Annotated in this window: 15 protein-coding genes; 10 read left to right on the top strand and 5 right to left on the bottom strand. The window is 74.6% G+C overall.

All coding sequences use genetic code 11. From position 1 onward, the window contains the following. Positions 1-63: 63 nt before the first annotated feature. Positions 64-612 carry an OsmC family protein gene (locus BMW85_RS04320; protein ID WP_020546081.1) on the top strand — a complete coding sequence of 183 codons (549 nt, stop codon included), beginning with the start codon at positions 64-66 and terminating at the stop codon, positions 610-612. A gap of 10 nt (positions 613-622) precedes the next feature. Further along, the gene (locus BMW85_RS04315; protein ID WP_342743380.1) at positions 623-1,864 is read left to right on the top strand and encodes an NAD(P)-binding domain-containing protein; all 1,242 of its coding nucleotides are present in this window, start codon (positions 623-625) and stop codon (positions 1,862-1,864) included. Here the strand turns inward: BMW85_RS04315 and BMW85_RS04310 are convergent. From BMW85_RS04310 to BMW85_RS04290, 5 genes are read right to left on the bottom strand one after another with little or no spacing between them, the layout of a single operon-like run. Beyond that, on the bottom strand, positions 1,824-2,786 hold the full coding sequence (locus tag BMW85_RS04310) for a glycosyltransferase (protein WP_245774599.1): 963 nt from the start codon (positions 2,784-2,786) through the stop codon (positions 1,824-1,826). The genes BMW85_RS04315 and BMW85_RS04310 overlap by 41 nt on opposite strands. Continuing rightward, positions 2,783-3,961 carry a hypothetical protein gene (locus BMW85_RS04305; protein WP_091076997.1) on the bottom strand — a complete coding sequence of 393 codons (1,179 nt, stop codon included), beginning with the start codon at positions 3,959-3,961 and terminating at the stop codon, positions 2,783-2,785. Before BMW85_RS04305 ends, BMW85_RS04310 begins: the two co-directional genes overlap by 4 nt. Then, entirely contained in the window at positions 3,958-4,704 is a 747-nt protein-coding gene (locus tag BMW85_RS04300; RefSeq protein WP_091076995.1) for a hypothetical protein, read from the bottom strand. The genes BMW85_RS04305 and BMW85_RS04300 overlap by 4 nt, the downstream gene beginning before the upstream one ends. Further along, positions 4,701-5,714, bottom strand: coding sequence for a hypothetical protein (locus BMW85_RS04295; RefSeq protein WP_143082086.1), 1,014 nt, complete (start codon positions 5,712-5,714; stop codon positions 4,701-4,703). Before BMW85_RS04295 ends, BMW85_RS04300 begins: the two co-directional genes overlap by 4 nt. Next, on the bottom strand, positions 5,699-6,739 hold the full coding sequence (locus BMW85_RS04290) for a GNAT family protein (RefSeq protein WP_091076989.1): 1,041 nt from the start codon (positions 6,737-6,739) through the stop codon (positions 5,699-5,701). The genes BMW85_RS04295 and BMW85_RS04290 overlap by 16 nt, the downstream gene beginning before the upstream one ends. 165 nt (positions 6,740-6,904) lie before the next feature. On the opposite strand from BMW85_RS04290, the gene BMW85_RS04285 reads away from it, so the two are divergent. From BMW85_RS04285 to BMW85_RS04250, 8 genes are all read left to right on the top strand, one after another. Next, positions 6,905-7,834 (top strand): NAD-dependent epimerase/dehydratase family protein, encoded by a 930-nt coding sequence (locus tag BMW85_RS04285; protein WP_020546088.1) that lies wholly within the window; start codon positions 6,905-6,907, stop codon positions 7,832-7,834. After that, on the top strand, positions 7,831-8,991 hold the full coding sequence (locus tag BMW85_RS04280; protein WP_091076987.1) for an ATP-grasp domain-containing protein: 1,161 nt from the start codon (positions 7,831-7,833) through the stop codon (positions 8,989-8,991). Before BMW85_RS04285 ends, BMW85_RS04280 begins: the two co-directional genes overlap by 4 nt. Then, positions 8,981-9,775: a hypothetical protein gene (locus tag BMW85_RS49230; protein WP_091076985.1), complete on the top strand. Its 795-nt coding sequence runs from the start codon at positions 8,981-8,983 to the stop codon at positions 9,773-9,775. The genes BMW85_RS04280 and BMW85_RS49230 overlap by 11 nt, the downstream gene beginning before the upstream one ends. Then, a complete protein-coding gene (locus tag BMW85_RS49225; protein WP_091076983.1) occupies positions 9,772-10,419 on the top strand; it encodes a hypothetical protein in 648 nt (215 codons plus the stop codon). The genes BMW85_RS49230 and BMW85_RS49225 overlap by 4 nt, the downstream gene beginning before the upstream one ends. A gap of 23 nt (positions 10,420-10,442) precedes the next feature. Beyond that, positions 10,443-10,979 (top strand): MauE/DoxX family redox-associated membrane protein, encoded by a 537-nt coding sequence (locus tag BMW85_RS49220; protein ID WP_091076981.1) that lies wholly within the window; start codon positions 10,443-10,445, stop codon positions 10,977-10,979. 143 nt (positions 10,980-11,122) lie between these two features. After that, positions 11,123-12,304 carry a hypothetical protein gene (locus tag BMW85_RS04260; protein ID WP_245774598.1) on the top strand — a complete coding sequence of 394 codons (1,182 nt, stop codon included), beginning with the start codon at positions 11,123-11,125 and terminating at the stop codon, positions 12,302-12,304. A gap of 164 nt (positions 12,305-12,468) precedes the next feature. Continuing rightward, positions 12,469-15,405 carry a helix-turn-helix transcriptional regulator gene (locus BMW85_RS04255; RefSeq protein WP_218155646.1) on the top strand — a complete coding sequence of 979 codons (2,937 nt, stop codon included), beginning with the start codon at positions 12,469-12,471 and terminating at the stop codon, positions 15,403-15,405. Between the two features lie 121 nt (positions 15,406-15,526). After that, positions 15,527-19,438 carry a S8 family serine peptidase gene (locus BMW85_RS04250; protein ID WP_091076976.1) on the top strand — a complete coding sequence of 1,304 codons (3,912 nt, stop codon included), beginning with the start codon at positions 15,527-15,529 and terminating at the stop codon, positions 19,436-19,438. The last annotated feature ends 4 nt before the right edge of the window (positions 19,439-19,442 follow it).

The following is a 19,442-nucleotide window of genomic DNA, read 5'->3' as shown; positions in this document are numbered from 1 at the left end:
CCACGCCCGGTGTATGGTCAAATACCTACCGGAATTTCGGGTAGTTAGGGAAGGGCGGAAGCTATGACCACGGTCTCCAACGGCGTGAACGTGCAGGCGCTGCTGGACGCGCGCGAGGCGCTGAAGGACGCTCCCGAGGCCGCACGGTTCGTCTGGCGGGCCTCCTCCACCTGGCGCAACGGCGTGCACAGCACGACGACGGTCAAGGAGTTCTTCGGGCTCGGCGAGGAGCGCTCCCACCGCAGCGAGGCGGTGTTCGACGCCGACCACCCCGAGGTCTTCGCGGCCGAGGACAACGGCATCACGCCGATCGAGTACCTGCTCGTCGGCCTGGCGAGCTGCCTGACGGCCGGCGTCGCCTCCGTCGCCCAGAACCGCGGCATCCAGCTCCGCTCGGTCGAGGCGCGGCTCGAAGGCACCCACGACATCCGCGGCATCCTGGGCGCCGACAGCGACGTACGCAACGGCTTCGACGACATCAAGGTGACGTTCGAGATCGACGCGGACGCCTCGCGGCAGGACATCGAGGCCCTGGTGGCCCAGTCGCAGAAGCGTTCGGCGGTGTTCGACGCCCTGACGAACCCGACGAACGTCACCGTCGAAGTCGCCTGAGGGCCGAGCCATCACCGAGCAGGTCACGACGGTCGTCATCGGGGCGGGGCACGCGGGCCTCGCCGCCGGCCACTTCCTCACCGCGCGCTCGATCGACCATGTGGTGATCGAGCGCGGCGAGGTGGCCAACTCCTGGCGCCGCGAACGATGGGACTCCTTCCGGCTGCTCACCCCCAACTGGCAGAGCCGCCTGCCGGGCCTCGCCTACGAGGGTCCGGACCCCGACGGCTACATGACCACGAAGGAGGTGACGCAGCTCATCGAGCGCTTCGCCGCGCTCTCCGGCTCTCCCGTACGGACCGGTACGGCCGTCACGTCCGTCCGGCGCGACGGCGACGGATACCTGGTGACGACCGGCGACGGCGAGATCGCCTGCCGGACGGTGGTCGTCGCGAGCGGGGCGTGCAACGTGCCTTCGGTGCCGGCCTTCAGCGAGGCGGTGCCGCCGTCGGTGCGGCAACTGACGCCGTTCGACTACCGCGAGCCCGGCCGGCTCCCCGAGGGCGGCGTGCTCGTCGTCGGTGCGTCGGCCACCGGCGTGCAACTGGCGGCCGAGCTGCGCGCCTCCGGCCGGCCGGTGACGCTGTCGGTGGGGGAGCACGTCCGCATGCCGCGCACCTACCGGGGGCGCGACGTGCTCTGGTGGATGGACGCCTCCGGCGTGTGGGACCAGCGCCACGACGAGATCGAGGACCTGGAGCGGGCCAGGCGGCTGCCCTCGCCCCAGCTCGTGGGCACGCCCGGGCGCACGACGCTCGACCTCAACGCGCTCACCGCGATGGGCGTCGAGCTCGTCGGCCGCTGGGCGGGCGTGCGGGACGGCCGGGCGCTGTTCTCCGGCGGGCTGCGCAACGTGTTCTCGCTGGCCGATCTCAAGATGGAGCGGCTGCTGGACACGTTCGACGTGTGGGCCCGCGAGCACGGGCGGGACGGCGAGGTCGGGCCGCCCGAGCGGTTCGCGCCGACCAGGGTGCCCGAGTCGGCGCGCTGGCAGCTCGACCTGGGCAGCGGCGAGATCCGTACGATCGTGTGGGCCACGGGCTTCCGCCCTGACTACCACTGGCTCGACGTGCCGGTGCTCGACGGGAAGGGCCGGCTGCGTCACGACGGCGGCGTGGCCGACAGTCCCGGCCTGTACGCGCTGGGCCTGCCCATGCTGCGGCGGCGCAGGTCCACGTTCATCAACGGCATCGAGGACGACGCCCGCGAGGTCATCGACCACCTCGCGCGCTACTTGGGCGCCCGGCACTGAGCGGCGGCGGCGGGGTGGGCGCGCCCTGGAAGAGGGTGTCCTCGGGCCGCAGCGGCACGTTCGCCTCACGGACGTAGTACGCGGGCCGGGGCGGCGCGAGGCGGTGGACGTAGCGGCCGACCACGGCCACGGCGGCCAGCGTCACCGCCGGCACCAGCAGGTGCGCGCCCGGCAGCCCCAGCGCCGCCGCGACCAGGCCCAGCGCGGCCAGCAGGTAGACCGCGTTCAACGGCCGCCAGGAGAACCCGAAGAACAGCTCGAAGGAGTGCCCCGCCAGCCGGGCCAGGCGCAGCTTGGAACGTCCGGCGTCGCGTTCGCGATGGCTGACCTCGACCAGGGTGTGCCGCGCCCCCACCAGCGGCACCGCGGCCATGAACCACGGCAGCCGCAGCTCCATGATCGTGCGGGCGACGGGGGTTCGGACGAGCCGGAAGGTGGACGCCCCCCGGGGCATCTCGATGCGGAACACCGCCCGCGCCGCCCAGTGCATCCCGGCCGAGCCGAGCCTGCGCACGAGGGGGTCGCGCCGCCGGACCCGGCGGCCGAAGACGACGTCGTAGTGGCCGCCGGCGGCGCCGTCGAGCAGCCGCCAGATCTGCGACGGCGGGACCTGTAGGTCGGCGTCGCACTGGACGGTCCAGGGCTGCCCGGCGTGCCGGAACCCGGCCGCCATGACGGCCTCGATGCCGAAATTGCGGGTGAAGGACAGATAACGCACCCGGGGGTCCGCGTCGGCGAGCGCGCGGATGCGGGCGAGGGAGTCGTCGGTGCTGCCGTCGTCCACGAAGAGGATCTCCAGGTCCTCGATCGCGGCCAGCTCCGCCGTCAGCTCCCGGTAGGCCACCTCGACCTGCGCGCCCTCGTTGAAGCAGGGAACGAGCACGGTCAGTCCGGTCGGTGCGCCAGTAGATGCGCCCGTCATCGCGCCCTCCACAATGCCAGGCCGAGGACGAGCGGGTTCGCCCCCAGCGCGTACACGGCCCCGGCCGCCCCGGCCAGGGAGATCGCCACCACGCCCAGCCCGGCGACGGCGGCCAGGGCGACGACGACCGCCCGGGCGTTGGCCCGCAGGTTCGTGTGCTCGACCACGAACGTGGCGCCGCTCGCCAGCGCCTGCATCGGCAGCAGGGTGAGGGCGAGCACGGCGAGCGCGACCGGCCCGTCCACCCCCCACACGGCCAGCACGATCCCGGCGATCAGCAGCCACAGGGCCGCGCCTGCCGCGGCGAGCCCGGCCATGCGCCGGGCGAGCACCCGCGCCCCGGCCACGCCGCCTCCCGCCACGCGCAGCGAGAGCTGCGGCTGGTAGATGCGCTGCACGGTGTAGAGGATCGACAGCGCGAACCCCCAGCCGAGCGTGACCAGGTAGAGGTCGCCGCTGTGGGCCGCGTACGGGCTGAGCGCCAGCTCCACGAACAGCGCGCCGATCATCGCGTTGTTCATGACGTCGGCCGCGCCCATCAGCAGCACGGTCCCGGCCAGCACGCGGCGCGCCCCCGGCCGGGGCCGCGTGCGGCGCGGCAGCCCCGGCAGCAGCGCGACGTTGAGCGCGGTGACCAGCGCCAGCAGCCCGGTCAGGTAGCCGGCCGGCCCGATCCCCGCGAGGAACGCCAGCGCCGCCATCGTGCCCATCCCGACGCCCAGCACGGCGAAGTGCACGGTGTCGCGCGTGTAGTTGCCGAGCGCGCGGTGCAGGGCCACGCCCAGCATGCCGCAGCCCAGCCCCACGTAGTAGGCGACGCCCAGCAGGTAGAGCGTGACCCGCGCGTGCGGGGCGAGCGCCAGCGCGGTCACGGCCGCGAGCGCGGGCGGCAGCGGGACGTAGGCGACCAGCGCGCGGAGCATCCCCACGAGGTCGTCGCGGGTGCGGCGGGCCCGCGGGACGAGCTTCAGCGCCGCCTTCTCGCCGCCGGACTGCACGACCATGCACAGCCAGCCGACCGCGCCCATCACGGCCGCGTAGGCGTTGAAGTCGGGGCGGCTCCAGGCGAGGGCGAGCAGGGCCGCCGAGCCGTACAGCATGAGACGGAAGACGGCCCGGCCGGCCAGCAGCGTCGTCAGCCGGGACAGGCCGACGCGGTGGGAGACGGCGGTCATCCGGCGTCCAGGTCGGCGATCACGCGCTCGCGCAGCGGGTACGAGCCGTCCCGCAGCCAGGCCCGCAGGGCGTCCTCGACCGCCTCGGCGCCGAAGCGCTCCAGTACACCGGTGGGCGAGGGCCCCCTCTCCACCTGGAACAGCGCAGCGAAGAACGTCCGCAGCGGGCCGGACTCGAAGCGCTCCGGCAGGGGGAGCAGCTTCCGCACCGCCTCCGGGTCCGGCGCGGCGACCGGCGGCCCGGCCGCCCACGTGTCCGCGCGGCCAGGCCCGGCGAACCAGGCGCGTACGTGCCCCAGCCGCTCGGCCGCCCACGGGTCGTCCGGCGCGAGCCGTTCCCGGGCCAGCCGCAGGTCGTAGCAGGTGGCGTGCAGGGCCGCGCACACCTGGGGGAAGGCGACGGGTTTGGCGGGCAGCTCGCCGGCCGGGACCTCGCTGACCTCCGCCAGCAGCCCGGCGGCGCTCTCGTCGGTCCTGGCCCGCGCCACCAGCGCGTCGAACTCGCGGTACCAGCGGGTCATGGCGGCCCGGTCCGGCGCGGCGTCGTCGTCGTTGTCGCGGATCCACCGGACCATCCGGGCCGGCAGGTACGGCTCCAGCGGATCCCCGGCCACGGACCGGGGCACGACCGGCGCCGCCCTGAAGACGGCCCCGCAGGAGCGGCACGACCGGCGCCGCCCGCGCAGCCGTACGGGGTGCGGGTCCCCGCACTGGACGCAGCGCACCGCGAGGTCCGCCTTCACAGTGGGACCGCCAGGGCGGAGGAGGGCCGCAGCTCGGCGCCCAGGTCGCGTTTGACCTCGGCCTGGCCCTTGCCGAGCACCAGCCCGCGCCGGCCCGAGCCGATGGCCCATTCGATCATGCGGACGTACCCGTCGAAGTAGAGGTGCTTGCGCCCGCCCTGCTCGGGCGGGACGGCCCCCCAGCTCAGGCAGACGGGCCAGCCGGGGTGGTCGAGGATGAGGGACAGGCCGAGCAGCCGTCGGCCGTCCCGGTATGTCAGCGCGACGCTCTCGCCGCTGCCGATCAGCGTCTCCAGGTAGGGCAGGGGGAGCGGCGGCGCGGGTGAGAGCCTGCTGCGGTGCTTGAGGTCGTTCTCCGCGCGCAGGCGGGCGGCCTCGTCCGCGCCGACCAGGTCATGGGCCGGGCCGACGCGCACCGACAGCTCGGCGGCGAACGTCTTCGCGCGCCGGCGCAGGGAGTCGCGGCGGCGTGGGTCGAGCACGGCGTACCAGTCGTCCAGGCGCGACCAGGGCAGGGCCAGCCTGGCCAGCGGCGCGGTGGGGAGGCGCAGCCGGAGCGGGCCGGGCAGCAGCGCCTCCTCGCCCGCCGACACCTCGCGCCAGACGGTGCTCCGCCAGCCGGGGCCGAGCGCGCGGCGCACCGCGCGGAGGTAGGCGGCCAGGAGCTCGGGGTCGTGCTCGTCCCGCCACCACCAGCCCTTCTGGGAGCGGTTGCCCGGCGCGTGCACGTCCACGACGCCCGCCGGGGCGCGCGAGCCGCCCGGGGGGCCGGCGTATCTGGCGCGCCGCAGCCTCGGGGCGCGCAGCGAGGCCGCCACCGCGCCCGCCGCGCGGCCTTCGCGCCGCAGCACGGCCAGCATGACGGGGGCCTGGGCGGCCCAGGCGTAGGCGCGCAGCAGGTCGTAGCGCCAGGTCACCCGCTGTCCGGCGGCCCGGCGTAACTCCTCCCAGTCGCCGGGCTCCGGGTCGTGCCGCGGATCCAGCAGCTCCACCTTCATCCGAGCGCCCACCGGGGCACCGCCACGAGTCTCATGGGGAGGTATTCGAACCCCAGCGAACGTTTCTCGTCAACGAAGCCGCGTCCGGCGTACAGGCTCTCGGCCTTGCCGGCCACGGCGTGCTCGACGATCCGGGTGTAGCTGTAGAAGAACAGGTCCTTGCGCCCGCCCTCGGCGGGGGTCAGCGCGGCGAACGGCCCGTACATCGGGGTGACCGGGTGGTCGTAGACGACGGCGACGCCGATCAGCCGGTCGCCGTCGTGGTAGGAGACGGTCCAGACGTCGTCGCGCCGGATCAGCTCGGCGAAATAGGCGGCGGGCAGCGGCAGGCGGCGGTCGAACGCGGCGGCCGGCCGGGCGAGGAGCCGGCCGGCAAGGGCGGCCGGGCCCCTTCCGGCCGGGGCGGGGCGCGAGGTGATCCGGACGGCCTGACGCTCGTGGAGGTCGGCCAGCTCGGCGGGGTCGAGGTCGGTGCGCCCGGCGCCGGTCTCGACGCGCAGCGTGCCGTCCTGCTCGACGCGCCGGGCCTGGCGGCGCAGCGAGGCGCGGCGGCTGCCGCTCAGCGTGGCGAGCCAGCCGTCGGCGGAGGTCCAGCGCACGGGTAACAGGGTCGTGCCGGGGGAGTGGCGGACGACCGCGCCGCGCCTGGCCACCAGCGGCAGGGCGGGCTCGGTGACCATGCGGTAGACGACCCCGGCCAGCCACGGGCCGAACTCCTTGCGGGCGGCCCGTTCGAATCCCCTGATGACCGCGCGGCCCTCCGCGCCGTCCGGCAGGACCCAGGTGGGGCCGTTGGAGTGGGCGGGCAGGCGTACGTCGAGCAGGAACGGCCCGCGGCCCGACCTGAGCGCTCCGACGGCGCCGACGACGCGCTCCCCGTCGCGGGCCACGCACAGCAGCGGCCTGGCCCAGGAGCCGTCGAAGGAGGCGCGGATCACGTCGTACGACCAGATCGCCGTGAGCTCCCTGGCGCGGCGGAAGTCCTCCCAGCCTTCGGGTTCGGGGTCACGGCCGGGCTGGAAGAAGTCGAACCTCACCGTACGTCCTTGACTGACACGTAATACAACGAATCTGCAACATAGTCATTTGAGTCAAACGATCGCAGTATATGTCTGATTTGATCATCGCCGCGTCCATGATCGGGCGCTCCGCAACATCCGCCCGCGCAACACCGCAGCGCACGGCACTGACCAGGGGAAAGCATGAAAGTAGGCGTCACAGGGGGCAACGGCTTCATCGGACGTTACGTCTGCGAGGAGTTAGCCGCCCGCGGCCACACCCCGATCGTCTTCGACCACCGCCAGCGTGGCACGGGCACGTACGAGTTCATGCTCGGCGACATCAGGGACGCCACGGCCATGGTCGAGCTGGCTGCCCACGCGGACGCGATCATCCACCTGGCGGCCGTGCTCGGGACCCAGGAGACCATCGACAACCCGCGTCCCGCGGCCGAGACCAACCTCGTCGGCGGCCTCAACTTCCTCGAAGCCGTCGCCCAGTACGACCTGCCCGGCGTCTACATCTGCGTCGGCAACCACTGGATGGACAACAGCTACTCCATCTCCAAGACCGCCGTCGAGCGCTTCGTGCGCATGTTCAACGCCCACCGCGGCACCCGCGTCAACCAGGTCAGGGTCGTCAACGCCTACGGCCCGCGGCAGATGGCCGCGCCGCCGTTCGCGCCCGGCAAGGTCCGCAAGATCACCCCCGCCGTCGTCTGCCGCGCGCTGTCCGGCATGCCGGTCGAGCTCTACGGCGGCGGCGCCCAGATCTCCGACATGGTCTGGGTCGGCGACGTCGCGAGGGGCCTCGTCTCCGCCCTGGAGACCGCCGCCGAGCAGGGCCCGCTCAAGCACGTCGTGGAGGTCGGCCCCGCCGAGTCCACCAGCATCCGCGCCGTCGCCGAGATGATCATCGACATGTGCGTGGAGCGCGGCTACGACCGCGTCCCGATCGTCGACCTGCCCATGCGGCCGGGCGAGACCCCGGAGACCGCCGTCACCGCCGACCCGCAGACGCTGCGGTCGGTCGGCATCGACCCCGCCACGCTCGTCTCGCTGCCGGAGGGCATGGCCAAGACCGTCGACTGGTTCATCGAGAACCGCGGCACGCACTGGAGCCCGCCGCGATGAGGCACCTGGTCATCCTGGGCGGCTCGGACGGCACGGTCAGTGCCTTCCGGGCCGCCCGGCGGCTGGGCCTCGCCACGATCTGCGTGGACATGCGGCCGGACGCGCCCGGCGTCGCCGAGGCCGACGAGTTCCTGCACCTCAGCACCCGCGACGTCCCCGCCGTCGCGGACGCCCTGCGGGGCCGCGACGGTCTCGCCGGGCTGCTCGCCCCCGGCAGCGACATCAACCTCCCGTCGCTGGTCGAGCTGGCCCGCCTGCTCGGCCTGCCGTGCGGCCTGACGGACGCGACGCTGCGCGCCTCGACGGACAAGCTCCACTTCCGCGAGGTGTGCGAACGGCTCGGCCTGCCCGGACCCCGCTACTGCGCTGACGATCACTGGGCCGACGATCACTGGGCCGACGACGCCGACCCGGCGCTCCGGCCGCCGCTGCCGGTCATCGTCAAGCCCGTGGACTCCGGCAGCTCGCGCGGCATCACGATCTGCCGCGAGCCCGGCGAGCTGCCGGCGGCGATCGCGCACGCGAAGGAGGTCTCCCCGAGCGGGCGGGCCGTCATCGAGGAGCTGCTGACCGGCGAGGACCTCTGCGCCGAGGCCATGCTCCAGGACGGCAGGATCGCCCTGCTCGGCCTGAGCAGGCGCGTCACCGCGCCGCCCGCGGTGGTGGCGGTCGGGCACGACATGGCGCCCGCCGACGACGTCCTGGAGAAGGAGGTCGTCCGGCAGCTCGAACTCGTCTGCGGCGACCTCGGCTACCGCGACGGCCCGCTGAACGTCGATCTGTTCGTGGACGGCGGGCAGGTCACCCTCGTCGAGATGGGCGCGCGGATCGGCGGCAACGGCCTGGGCGAGGCCCTCGGGCTCATGCACGGCGTGGACACGGTCGAGGCCACCGTGCGGCTCGCGGTCGGCGAACGTCCCGACCTGACCCCGGCCCGGCGCGGCCCCGCCCACGTCCGGGTGCTGCGCGCGCCCTCGGAGGGGACGCTCGTCTCCATCGACGGGCTGGAGTCGCTGCCGGACGGTGCCGAGGTCGTCGTGGTGGCCCGGCCGGGCGACCACGTCGTGCCCTACACCGAGTGCCGGGCCAAGCTGGGCTACGTCGTGGACCGCGAACCGGCCGACCTCGACGCGCTGATCAGGGTAGATGTCCGCTAGCGCGTCCGCTTCCCGGTCGCCGGGCGGGTTCTCCGGCGTCCTGTGGCGGCTGGCGTACCGGCGGGCCGTGCGGGCGGCCTTCGCCCGCGTGCCCTTCTACCGCGACCAGTGGGTACGGGCCGGGCGGGAGCTCGGCGAGCCCGAGCCCACGCCGAGCGCGGACCTCGCGGGGCAACTGCACCGGCTGTGCCCGTTCGGGGCGCCGTACGACGCGGGCGCGGAGCCCAGCCTGTGGATCGGCCCCGCCGCCGACCTGCGGGCCGCGCTCCGCACGGCCGGCGTACGCGGGCGGGCGCCCGTGCTGGAGGTGGGCCCCGCGGTGCTCGACCGGCGCGCGCTCGGCCCGTTCCGGCGCTACGGCGTGCTGCTGGCCGCGGGCGCCAAGGTCAGGAACGAGCGACGGCGGCGCGAGCTCAACGAGCCCGCGCTCCGCCTCGCCGCCGGCGCCGGGCGGGCGGTCCTGGTCGGCGAGCGCGCCGCCGTGGCCGAGTTCCTGCCCGCGCTCGCCGGGATCGAGACCCGCGTCCTGATCCGCGGCAACCTGGATGCCGACGGGGAGCTGGTCCACGACCCGCATCTCGGCTACTACGCCGCACGCGCGGGGTGCGGCCACCTTCACCTGCTGTGGCGGCGCTTCCACGCGCGGACGACGGCGGACGGCACACCGGCCGTCACCGCGCTGCGCAGGCGCAGGCCCGTCCTGGTCGACGTGGTGCCCGACGGCGCCGCCACGCTCGGACGCTGCCCCGTCCACGGCGCCCCGACCCTTGGAGTCCTACCGTGATCAGAGCCAACCGGGTGACGCTCGTGATGGGCGTCGTGGCCGTCGCACTGGCCGGGCTGGTCCGTTTCGTCCTGCCGTACGAGCAGGACATCACCACCCTGTGGGGCTTCCTCGTGAAGCTCACCCCGCAACTGGCCGCCATCGTGGCGGTCGCCTGGCTGGACGTGGAGACGGCCCGCCGGCTGCGCCTGCACTTGCTCGTCCTTCCCGCGCTCTTCCTGGGCTTCCTGCTGTACTTCGTGCCCGCGACCTTCATCAGGGCGATGGACATCGAGGACGGATCGGGCACCTTCGAGGATCTCTACCTGCACGTCGTGGTGTTCGTGCCGTTCCTGATCGTGGCGCTGCTGTTGGCGTACCGGATCGGCGGCGGGTCGCGGGAGGGCGTGCTCCGGACGGGGGCGGCCATGTCGATCCTGCACGTGTCCGGGCTGGAGGACCTGGTGGCGGTCTCGATGAACCGCCGGCTCGACGGGATCCCCGAGGTGTGGGCGTGGGCGGACCACATCACCGTGCGGATCGGCCATCCGGCGACCAAGGCCGAGGCGTACGCGTTCATCGCCGTGCACGTCGTGGCGGCGCTGCTCGTGCTGTTCCTGCCGCGCAGCCTCTTCCGCCGGCGCGGCCGGCGGCCGGCCGCCTGACCGCACCCGCAAGGGGGACCTCCGTGGACTATCTCGCACTGACCGCGCGCTGCGCCCTGGGGCTCGTGTTCCTGGTGGCGGTGATCGGCAAGGTGCGCGGGCGGGCGGCGTACGAGGCGTTCCGGCGGTCGGTGCCGGAGCTCGTCCCGCTGCCGCGGGGAGCGGCCTCGGCCGTGCTCCCCGCGCTCGTGGTCGCCGCCGAGTGCGCCGTCGTCGTCCTGCTGACCGTGGAGCGTACGGCGGCGGCCGGACTCGCCCTGGCCGCCGCCGTCCTGCTGGCCTTCACCGCCGGGATCGGACGTGCGCTGCGCGCCGGGGTGCGCGCCTCCTGCCGCTGCTTCGGCATGACGCCGTCGCCGCTCGGCCGCCTGCACCTCGTACGCAACCTCGCCCTGGCCGCGCTGGCCGTGGCCGGCGCGGCGGCCGTCCTGGCCGGAGCCCCTGGGCAGCCGCACCCGGCGGGCGTGGCGCTGGCGGTCGCGGGCGGCGCGCTGCTCGCCCTCCCGGCCGTGTTCGCCGACGACCTCGCCGCGCTCTTCGCGCCCGCTCCCCGGCGCTGATGCCGGGCTGCACGCTCACTGCAACAACCTGACAGGCCGCTTGACACCCGCGTCACCGCTATTTAAACGTTTTTGGGAACGGAGGCGCGCCTCGGCGGTGATGCGCGGCTCACTTGCCGTGGAACACCCCACCGGAGGATGCCATGACAGCGGTCACCCCCTCGTCACCCTCGCCCAAGCGCCGGCACCGGATCGCCGCCGCCCTAGCCGTGCTGCTGGGCGCCGCCGGAGCCGCGGTCGTGCCCGGCATCACCCCGGCGTCCGCCGCCGCGTGCGGCGACGGGTCCTTCCAGTCGCAGGTGACGGTCAGCGGCAGCACCTGGACCGCCCGCGACAGCGGCGGCGGCACCGTCTACAGCGGCACCGACTTCCGGGCCGCCGTCCAGGCCGGCATCGGCAGCCTCACGGCCGGGCGCACCTCCATCCAGCGGGTCGTGGTGCGCGGCAACGGCACGATGAGCGCCGGCAGCCGGATCTCCCTGCCCAGCTACACGTCCCTGTCGGTGTGCGGCACCATCAACGTCACCGGCTCCGGCTCCGGCGACTACGCGCCCGTCTACTCCCGCGGCACCACGAACATCGAGGTCCCCTACCTCAACGTCACCGGCACCCCGGTCTACGGCATCTTCCTGCGCAACGTCACCAACGTCTGGCTCGGCCAGCTCGACATGCGGCTCGGCGCGGGACTCGGCGTACGCATCGACAACCGCGGCGACACCAGCCAGTGGACCCGCAACGTCCGGGTCGACAACGTGTACGTCCAGGGCGCGAGCTCGCACGCCATGGAGACGTACGGCGTGGACGGCCTGACCGTCGGCACCGTGACGGCCCGCAACGTCGGCGAGTCCGGGCTGCTGCTCAACCAGACCGTCAACGCCACGGTCGGCACCGTTGACGCCGACAACGCCGGCGCCGGCACCGGCTACGCCGCCTTCCGCATGGCCAACCGCAACGGCCGGATCGGCAGCTCCTACCCGAACAACATCCGCGTGGGCACGGTCAAGGCGCGCGGCGGCGGCCGAGGGATCTTCTGCGTCTCCGAGAGCGGCGGCGCCACCATCGACCGGGTGGACATCGCGAACACCGGCAACAACTCGGTCCTGGTGGAGAACTGCTACAACGTCGTCATCGCCGGCGTGTCGGGCACGATCAGCGGCGGCGGCGAGGTGCGGATCGCGGCCCGTACGGAGTTCCCGCCTTCGTCGGGCATCAGGTTCCAGAACCTGACGGTCAGCAACACCAACATCCGCTGGAGCCCCTGCACCGGGAGCAACAACACGATCAGCAATGTCACCCGCAACAACTCCACCCTGACCTGGTGCTGACGCGGGCGAGCCTGGCGCCGGGCCGCCGGCCCGGCCTAAGATGATCTCGCCTCGGCCGGGCACGGGCCGTCACGCCCGTGCCCGGCCGGACGGTGCACTCGCGGTCCGGAAAGCCCGCGCAGGGTCCCGCGGGCCGCAGTCTCACGGTAGGGAGCCCGGTGCCTGTGGCTGCTACGGCGACTCCTGGGGCCGCCGGTGCCTCACGGCTCATGGCGGCGCCCGCGTTCGTCGGCCGCGCGGCCGAGCTGGCCGCCCTCCAGCGGGCGCTCGCGCAGGGCCCGGCGATCGTCCTCGTCGAGGGGGAGGCCGGGGTCGGCAAGAGCCGCCTGCTGCGGGAGTTCCTGGGCTCGCCGGCCGGGCGGGAGCACCGGAGCCTGGTGGCCTGGTGCCCGCCCTTCCGCGAGCCGTACACCCTGGGCCCGATCGTCGACGCGGTACGCCAGGCCACCAGGCGGATCCGCGGCCTGCGGCTGAGCGGGCTCGCCGGGGCGCTGCGCCCGCTGTTCCCCGAGTGGGCGGACGAGCTGCCGCCCGCTCCGGATCCGCCTGAGGACGCCCGCGCCGCCCGCCACCTGCTCTTCCGCGCCCTCGCCGAGGTGCTGGACCGCCTCAGGGTGTCGGTGCTGGCCGTGGAGGACGTCCACTGGGCCGACGAGGCGACGCTGGAGTTCCTGCTGTTCCTGGCCGCCCGGCACCCGCCGCCCGCCAGCCTGGTCGTGACCTACCGCGCGAACGACGTCCCGCCAGGTTCGCTGCTGCTGCGGCTGTCCGCGCGGTTGCCGACGGGCGCGAAGGGGCTGCGGCTGGCCGTCGGGCCCCTGGACGTGGCGCGCACCGGCGCGCTCGTGTCGTCGATGCTGGACGACGAGCCGGTCTCCCCGGCCCTCGCGACGCTGCTCCAGCAGCACACCGATGGGATCCCGCTGGCCGTCGAGGAGTCCGTGCGCCTGCTGCACGACCGCGCGGACCTGACTCGCCGCGACGGCGCGTGGGTCCGCCGCAGGCGCACCGAGCTCGACGTGCCGCCGACCGTGCGCGACGCCGTGCTGGAACGGGTCGCGCGGCTGAGCGGCCCCGCGCGGGCCGTGCTCAGGGCGGCGGCGGTGCTGTCCGTGCCGGCGGACGAGGCCACGCTCGGCGCCGTCGCCGCCGTCCCTCCGCCCCGGCCAGGCGGCCCGGCGGGAGGACCCGCGGACCGGCCGGCGGAAGGGCTCGCGGAGGCGCTGGCCTGCGGGCTGCTGCGCGAGGACGGCGGCCGGCTCTCGTTCCGGCACGTGCTGGCCTGCAGAGCCGTGTACGAGGCCATCCCCGCCCCCGACCGCCGCGCGGCGCACCTGCGCGCAGGACGGGCCCTCGCCGTGCGGACGCCGCTCTCGGTCTCCCAGCTCGCCCGCCACTTCCGCGAGGCCGGGGACGTGACCACCTGGATGCGGTACGCCGAGCGGGCCGCCGACCTGGCCCTGGCCGCGGCCGACGAGTCCGGGGCCGCGTCCCTGCTGTACGACCTGCTCACGCACCCCCGGCTGGCCGCGTACGACGCCGCCCGGCTGGTCGCCAAGATGCCGTTCTCGTCGTTCACCGGCGACCGCCGTTTCAGGGAGATGGTCAGGGCCCTGCGCTCGGCCCTGGACGCGGGCACGATGTCGCCCGAGCAGGCGGCCGAGACCCGCTGCCAGCTCGCCCGCGTCCTGCTCGTCATGGAGGAGTTCGAGGCCGCCAGGCACGAGATGATCAAGGCGGTCGCCCACCTGTCTCCCGGCTCGCACAGCGCCGCCCGCATGATGGCCTACCTCGGCTGGCCGCGCGAGTCCTCGACCCCGGTCGCCACGCACCTGCGCTGGTTACGGCGGGCGGCCGGGGTCGCCGAGTCGCTGCCGCCGCTCGACCGCATGGGCCTGCTGGTCGAGCGCGTCACCGCGCTGCTGATGCTGGGCGAGGAGGAGGGCTGGGCGGAGGCGTCCCGGCTGTGCGGCGACCCGGCCGGCCCGGACGAGGCCCGGCACCTCGGCAAGGGCCGGCTCAACCTGGGCGACGCCGCGGTGCGCTGGGGCCGCTACGCCGAGGCCGCCGGTCACCTGGCGGCGGCCGAGGCGATCGCCGAACGCCACGGGTTCCGCCGCTACCCGGGCATCATCCAGGCGACCCGGACCCACCTGGACTGGTTCACGGGCCGGTGGCGGGGGCTGGCCGGGCGGGTCGCGGCGCTCGCGGACGACGACGAGATCCAGCCCGTGACGAGGCTGGAGGCGGTGCTGGTCGCCGGCCTGCTGGACGCGGCGGCGGGCGACCCCGCCGCGGCCGGGCGGTTCGAGCACGTGCTCGCCGAGACCCGCCGGCGCGGCGCCGCCGAGCTGGTGGCCGAGCCTGCGGCGGCCCTGTGCCGGCTGCTGCTCGCGCGCGGCGCGGTCGGGGAGGCGCTGCTGGTCACCGACGAGCCCGTGCGCCAGGTGGCCGACAAGGGCGTCTGGCTGTGGGCCGCAGACCTGGTGCCCGCCCGTACGCAGGCGCTCGTCACGGCCGGCCGGGTGGACGAGGCCGCCGGGCTGGTCGCCGCGTTCGCGGGCTGGGTGCGCGGCCGGCCCGCCCCCGCGCCCCGCGCCGGGCTGGCGCTGAGCAGGGCCGTCCTGGCCGAGGCCCGCACCGGCCCGGGACCGGCGGCGGCCGCGTTCGCCCGCGCGGCGGACGCCTGGCAGCGGCTGCCCCGGCCGTACGACGTGCTGCTCGCCCAGGAGCGGCGGGTCGCCTGCCTGCTCGCGGCCGGCGCCGCCGAGGAGGCCCTTCCCCTGGCGCGGAAGGTAGCGCAGGAGCTGGGCGACCTGGGCGCGCGGACGGCGGCGGAGCGGGTGGCCGGCCTGCTGCGCGATCACCGGGTGGAGGTGCGCGGGCGCGGCCGGCGCGGCTACGGCGACGAGCTGTCGCCGCGCGAGCTGAAGGTCGTCCGCCTGCTCGCGACCGGCATGACCAACAGGGAGATCGCCGTCGTCCTGTCCCGCTCGCCGAAGACCGTCGCCGCCCAGGTCAACTCGGCCATGCGCAAGCTCGGCGTCAGGTCCCGCACGGCGCTCGCGGTCAGCGCAGTGGAGTCCGGCCTCGTGTCCTGACAGCCGCCTGCGGTGATCGTCATTTATTAGGTCATCCGACTCATGACAAGGGTTTCCGGCTGACTGAAACTCTCCCCAGGACCCCGCCTCCCCGTGAGGCCCACCCCCCGAGGAGACCTTCATGACGCTGTTCCCAGGCGTGCGCCGACGATGGCCGGCCGCGGTCGTCGCCGTGCTCGCGATGACCGCGACGGCTTTACCGCTGAGCCCCGCCGCGGCCGACGACAAGACGGCCCCGCAGCCGGCCGCGCCGGTCACCCTCGACGGCGTACGGCCCGGCACGCACGAGATCACCCTCATCACCGGCGACAAGGTGACGCTGACCGACATGGGCGGCGGCCACTACGGCTTCCGCGTCCGCGCGGCGGCCGGCCCCGGCAGGCCGGAGCCCGTCTTCCACGGCCGGTCGGGGCCCGACGGCTTCTACGTCTTCCCCGGCGACGTGCTGCCCGCGATCGAGGCGGGCCGCGTGGACCGCGAGCTGTTCGACGTGAAGTACCTGGCCGAGCACGGCTATGCCGAGGGCCGGTCCACGCCGGTCATCGTGCAGTACGACAAGAGCACGAAGGGGCTCAGGTCCGCGGCCGAGGCGCTGCCCGCCAGCACCCCCACGGCCACGCTCGACAGCATCGGCGGCGTCGCCCTGGCCGTGCCGCACGACTCGACCGCGACGTTCTGGTCCGCCGTCCAGGGCCGGACGGTGGACAGGAACGCGGGCGGCCGTGCGGCGGGCACGCTCGGCGCCGGGCTCGCCAAGGTGTGGCTGGACAGGAAGGTGGCGGCCCGCCTCGACCGCAGCGTGCCGCTGATCGGCGCGCCGCAGGCGTGGGCCGCCGGGCTCGACGGCGCCGGCGTCAAGGTCGCCGTCCTGGACAGCGGGATCGACGACACCCATCCCGACCTCGCCGGCCGGATCGCCGACTCCCGGTCGTTCGTGGACGGGGCCGAGACGGCCAAGGACGGCCACGGGCACGGCACGCACGTCGCCTCCATCATCACCGGCAGCGGCGCGGCCTCCGGCGGCACGTACAAGGGCGTCGCGCCCGGGGTGAAACTCGTCGTCGGCAAGGTGCTCGACGACTCGGGCAGCGGTAGCTGGAGCGACGTCGTCGAGGGCATGCAGTGGGCGGCCGGCAGCGGCGCCAGGATCGTCAGCATGAGCCTGGGCGGCGAGGCCACCGACGGCACCGACCCGGTGAGCCAGGCGCTCGACAGCCTGACGGCCGAGACCGGCGCGCTGTTCGTCGTGGCCGCGGGCAACGTGGGCGCGCCCGAGTCCGTCGGCACGCCGGGCGCGGCCCTGTCCGCGCTCACCGTCGCGGCCACCGACCTCGACGACAAGCTGGCCCCCTTCTCCAGCCGCGGCCCCCGGATCGACGGCGCGCTCAAGCCGGACATCGCGGCGCCCGGCGTGAACATCGTCGCCGCCCGCGCCGCGGGCACGAGCATGGGCGACCCGGCCGGCGACTCCTACACGGCCGCGTCCGGCACCTCGATGGCCGCGCCGCACGTCTCCGGAGCCGCGGCGATCCTCGCCCAGCGGCACCCGGACTGGCGGGCCGCCGAGCTGAAGGCCGCCCTGATGAGCACCGTCAAGGAGGTCGGCGGCACCGTCTACGAGCGCGGCGCCGGGCGGCTCGACCTGGCGAACGCGCTCACCCAGCGGGTGCACGCCACCACCGCGAACCTCGACTACGGCGCGGTCGCCGAGGGCAGCGCGCCGGTCGGCAAGCAGGTCGTGTACGCCAACACCTCCGACCGGCCGGTGACCCTCACCCTGACCCCGAAGCTGACCACCGTCGCGGGCGCCGCCGTCCCGGAGGGCGTCCTGACGGTGGACGGGACGCTGACGGTCCCCGCGGGCGGGACGGCCACGGCCACCGTCACGCTGACCCCGGCCGCCCTGGGCCTCGGCACGTACACGGGCGCGGTGACCGCGACCGACGGGCAGGGCACGCGGCTGACCGTTCCCGTCGGACTGACCCGCGAGCCGCCGAAGGTCACGCTCACCGTCCGCGTCCTCGACGGGGAGGGCACGGCGGTGAATCCGAGCCTGCTCAACGTCCTCGACATCACGGGCGGGCGCGGCGACCTCACCCGCCGCGCGCGGTGGGAGTCGCCCGGCGTCTTCACCGTCCAGGTGCCGCGCGGCTCCTACGACGTCAGCGGGTTCCTCCAATGGATAGACCCGGTGTCGTACCTGGCGAACGCCGGCTGGCTGCTGCGACCGCAGGTCGAGGTCACCGGGGACACCGAGGTCACCCTGGACGGGCGCGAGCTCAAGGAGATCGGCTTCGACACGCCGCGACCGGCGGTCGCCTCGCCGGGCTCCGAGGCGTTCACGTCCTTCCAGCGGACCGTCGAGGACGGCAGCCGGTGGACCTCCTACACGGCGTCGGCCCCGTACGTCCGGCACTGGATCACCCCGACGAGGAAGGTCACCAAGGGTTCGCTCCTCTTCTCCACCTACTGGGGGCTGGCCGCCCCCGAGGTGACCATGGAGGTACGCGGACGCGACCCGCTCAAGCTGCACCCGGAGGTCTATCCGCACGACGGCGGCTCCCTCAGGAACATCCCGCTGGACTACGTGCCGTTCACCGGCGACCTGACGGCGAACCTGGTCGACGCCGGGGTCGGCACGAAGGAGGCCCTGGCGGGGCTCGACCTGCGCGGCAAGCTGGCGCTGCTCGACGACGACGGCGGCTGCGCCGCGGGGCTCGACCGCGTACGCAACCTCCGCGACGCGGGGGCGGCCGGCTTCCTGATGTGGCCGTCGGCGCCGCTCTACTCGTGCGGGTTCGGGCCGCACATCCCGCAGATGGTGGCGCCCGAGTCGTGGGACACCCGCGCCTCGATCGACATCCCCTACGTGACGGTGTCGCCCGCCGAGGCCCGCGAGCTGAAGAGGCGGCTCGCCAAGGGCCCGGTCTCCGTCGCCGTCCACGGCACGCCCCGGTCGTCCTACGGCTACCAGCTCTATCCCGCCGAGAAGGACCGCGTGCCCGCCACGATCCCGTTCAGGATCACCGACCGGCGGCTCACCACCATCGACACCCGCTACCACGCCGCAGCCCCGACCGACTTCTTCGCCACGGCGGCGATCGCGCGGAAGGGACAGGCGACGAGCTTCCACACCCGGCTGCCGGTGATCGAGGGACCCGGCACGCGCACCGAGTACGCAGGCCCCGTCGATCCCGAGGCGATCGTCTACCGGCAGGTGGAGGGCGCGCGGAGCCCGCTCAGCAGCTCCCACGTCTTCGACCGGGCGGGCCCCCACACCCAGCACTGGAACGCCGGGCCGCTCACGCCAGGCTCGGCCACCGTGTCCGACGCGGTCAGGCGGCTGCTCGACCCGCAGTTCACGCCGCTGTTCGCGCCCTGCTCGATCTGCCGGCAGGGCGACGTCCTCTGGACCAACCACACCGAGATCGGCGCGCAGGGCCAGTCCGGCGACACCCTGATCGGCGGCACGCGCCTCTACAGGAACGGCACGGAGATCCCGGCCGTCCTCATGGGCGGCCTGCCCGCGTACCCGATGCCGAAGGAGGCCGGCGACTACCGGCTGACCTTCGACAACCCCGGCACCGGGACGTCGGCGGAGTGGACCTTCCGCTCCGCGACGGTCACCACGGACGCGACGCCGCCCACCCACGTCTGCGTGGGGTTCCTGGCCGGCGTCACCGGCCCGTGCCGGCCCGAGCCGGTCGTGTTCGTCGCGTACGACCTGACCGGCGGCCTCGGGCTCGACAACAGCGTGCCGGCGGGCCGGCGGCACACCTTCGACGTCCGCGTCTACCACTCGCCGGCGACCGGCAGCACACCCGCGGTCGCCGGCCTGAAGGTGTGGGCCAGCACCGACGGCGGCGAGCGCTGGACCGCGGCCGACGTCCGCCGTGGCCGTGACGGCACCTGGACGGCCTCGGTCAGCCATCCCCGTCACGCCAAGGGCGCGGTCGCCCTGCGGGCCGAGGCCTGGGACGCCGCGGGCAACCGCGTCACCCAGACCAGCCTGAGCGCGTACACGCTGAGGTAACCGC

It is taken from the genome of Nonomuraea wenchangensis, from assembly GCF_900111685.1.
Lineage (GTDB): Bacteria > Actinomycetota > Actinomycetes > Streptosporangiales > Streptosporangiaceae > Nonomuraea > Nonomuraea wenchangensis.
The sequence above is the reverse complement of the archived record's forward strand: the minus strand, read 5'-3'. Positions and strand labels throughout refer to the sequence as shown.

What these genes read in the sequence shown, in the direction of transcription:
- BMW85_RS04305 (WP_091076997.1), bottom strand. Translation starts at nt 3,961, where the DNA reads ATGACCGCCGTCTCCCACCGCGTCGGCCTGTCCCGGCTGACGACGCTG.
- BMW85_RS04310 (WP_245774599.1), bottom strand. Translation starts at nt 2,786, where the DNA reads ATGACGGGCGCATCTACTGGCGCACCGACCGGACTGACCGTGCTCGTT.
- BMW85_RS04250 (WP_091076976.1), top strand. Translation starts at nt 15,527, where the DNA reads ATGACGCTGTTCCCAGGCGTGCGCCGACGATGGCCGGCCGCGGTCGTC.
- BMW85_RS04260 (WP_245774598.1), top strand. Translation starts at nt 11,123, where the DNA reads ATGACAGCGGTCACCCCCTCGTCACCCTCGCCCAAGCGCCGGCACCGG.
- BMW85_RS49230 (WP_091076985.1), top strand. Translation starts at nt 8,981, where the DNA reads ATGTCCGCTAGCGCGTCCGCTTCCCGGTCGCCGGGCGGGTTCTCCGGC.
- BMW85_RS04280 (WP_091076987.1), top strand. Translation starts at nt 7,831, where the DNA reads ATGAGGCACCTGGTCATCCTGGGCGGCTCGGACGGCACGGTCAGTGCC.
- BMW85_RS04320 (WP_020546081.1), top strand. Translation starts at nt 64, where the DNA reads ATGACCACGGTCTCCAACGGCGTGAACGTGCAGGCGCTGCTGGACGCG.
- BMW85_RS04285 (WP_020546088.1), top strand. Translation starts at nt 6,905, where the DNA reads ATGAAAGTAGGCGTCACAGGGGGCAACGGCTTCATCGGACGTTACGTC.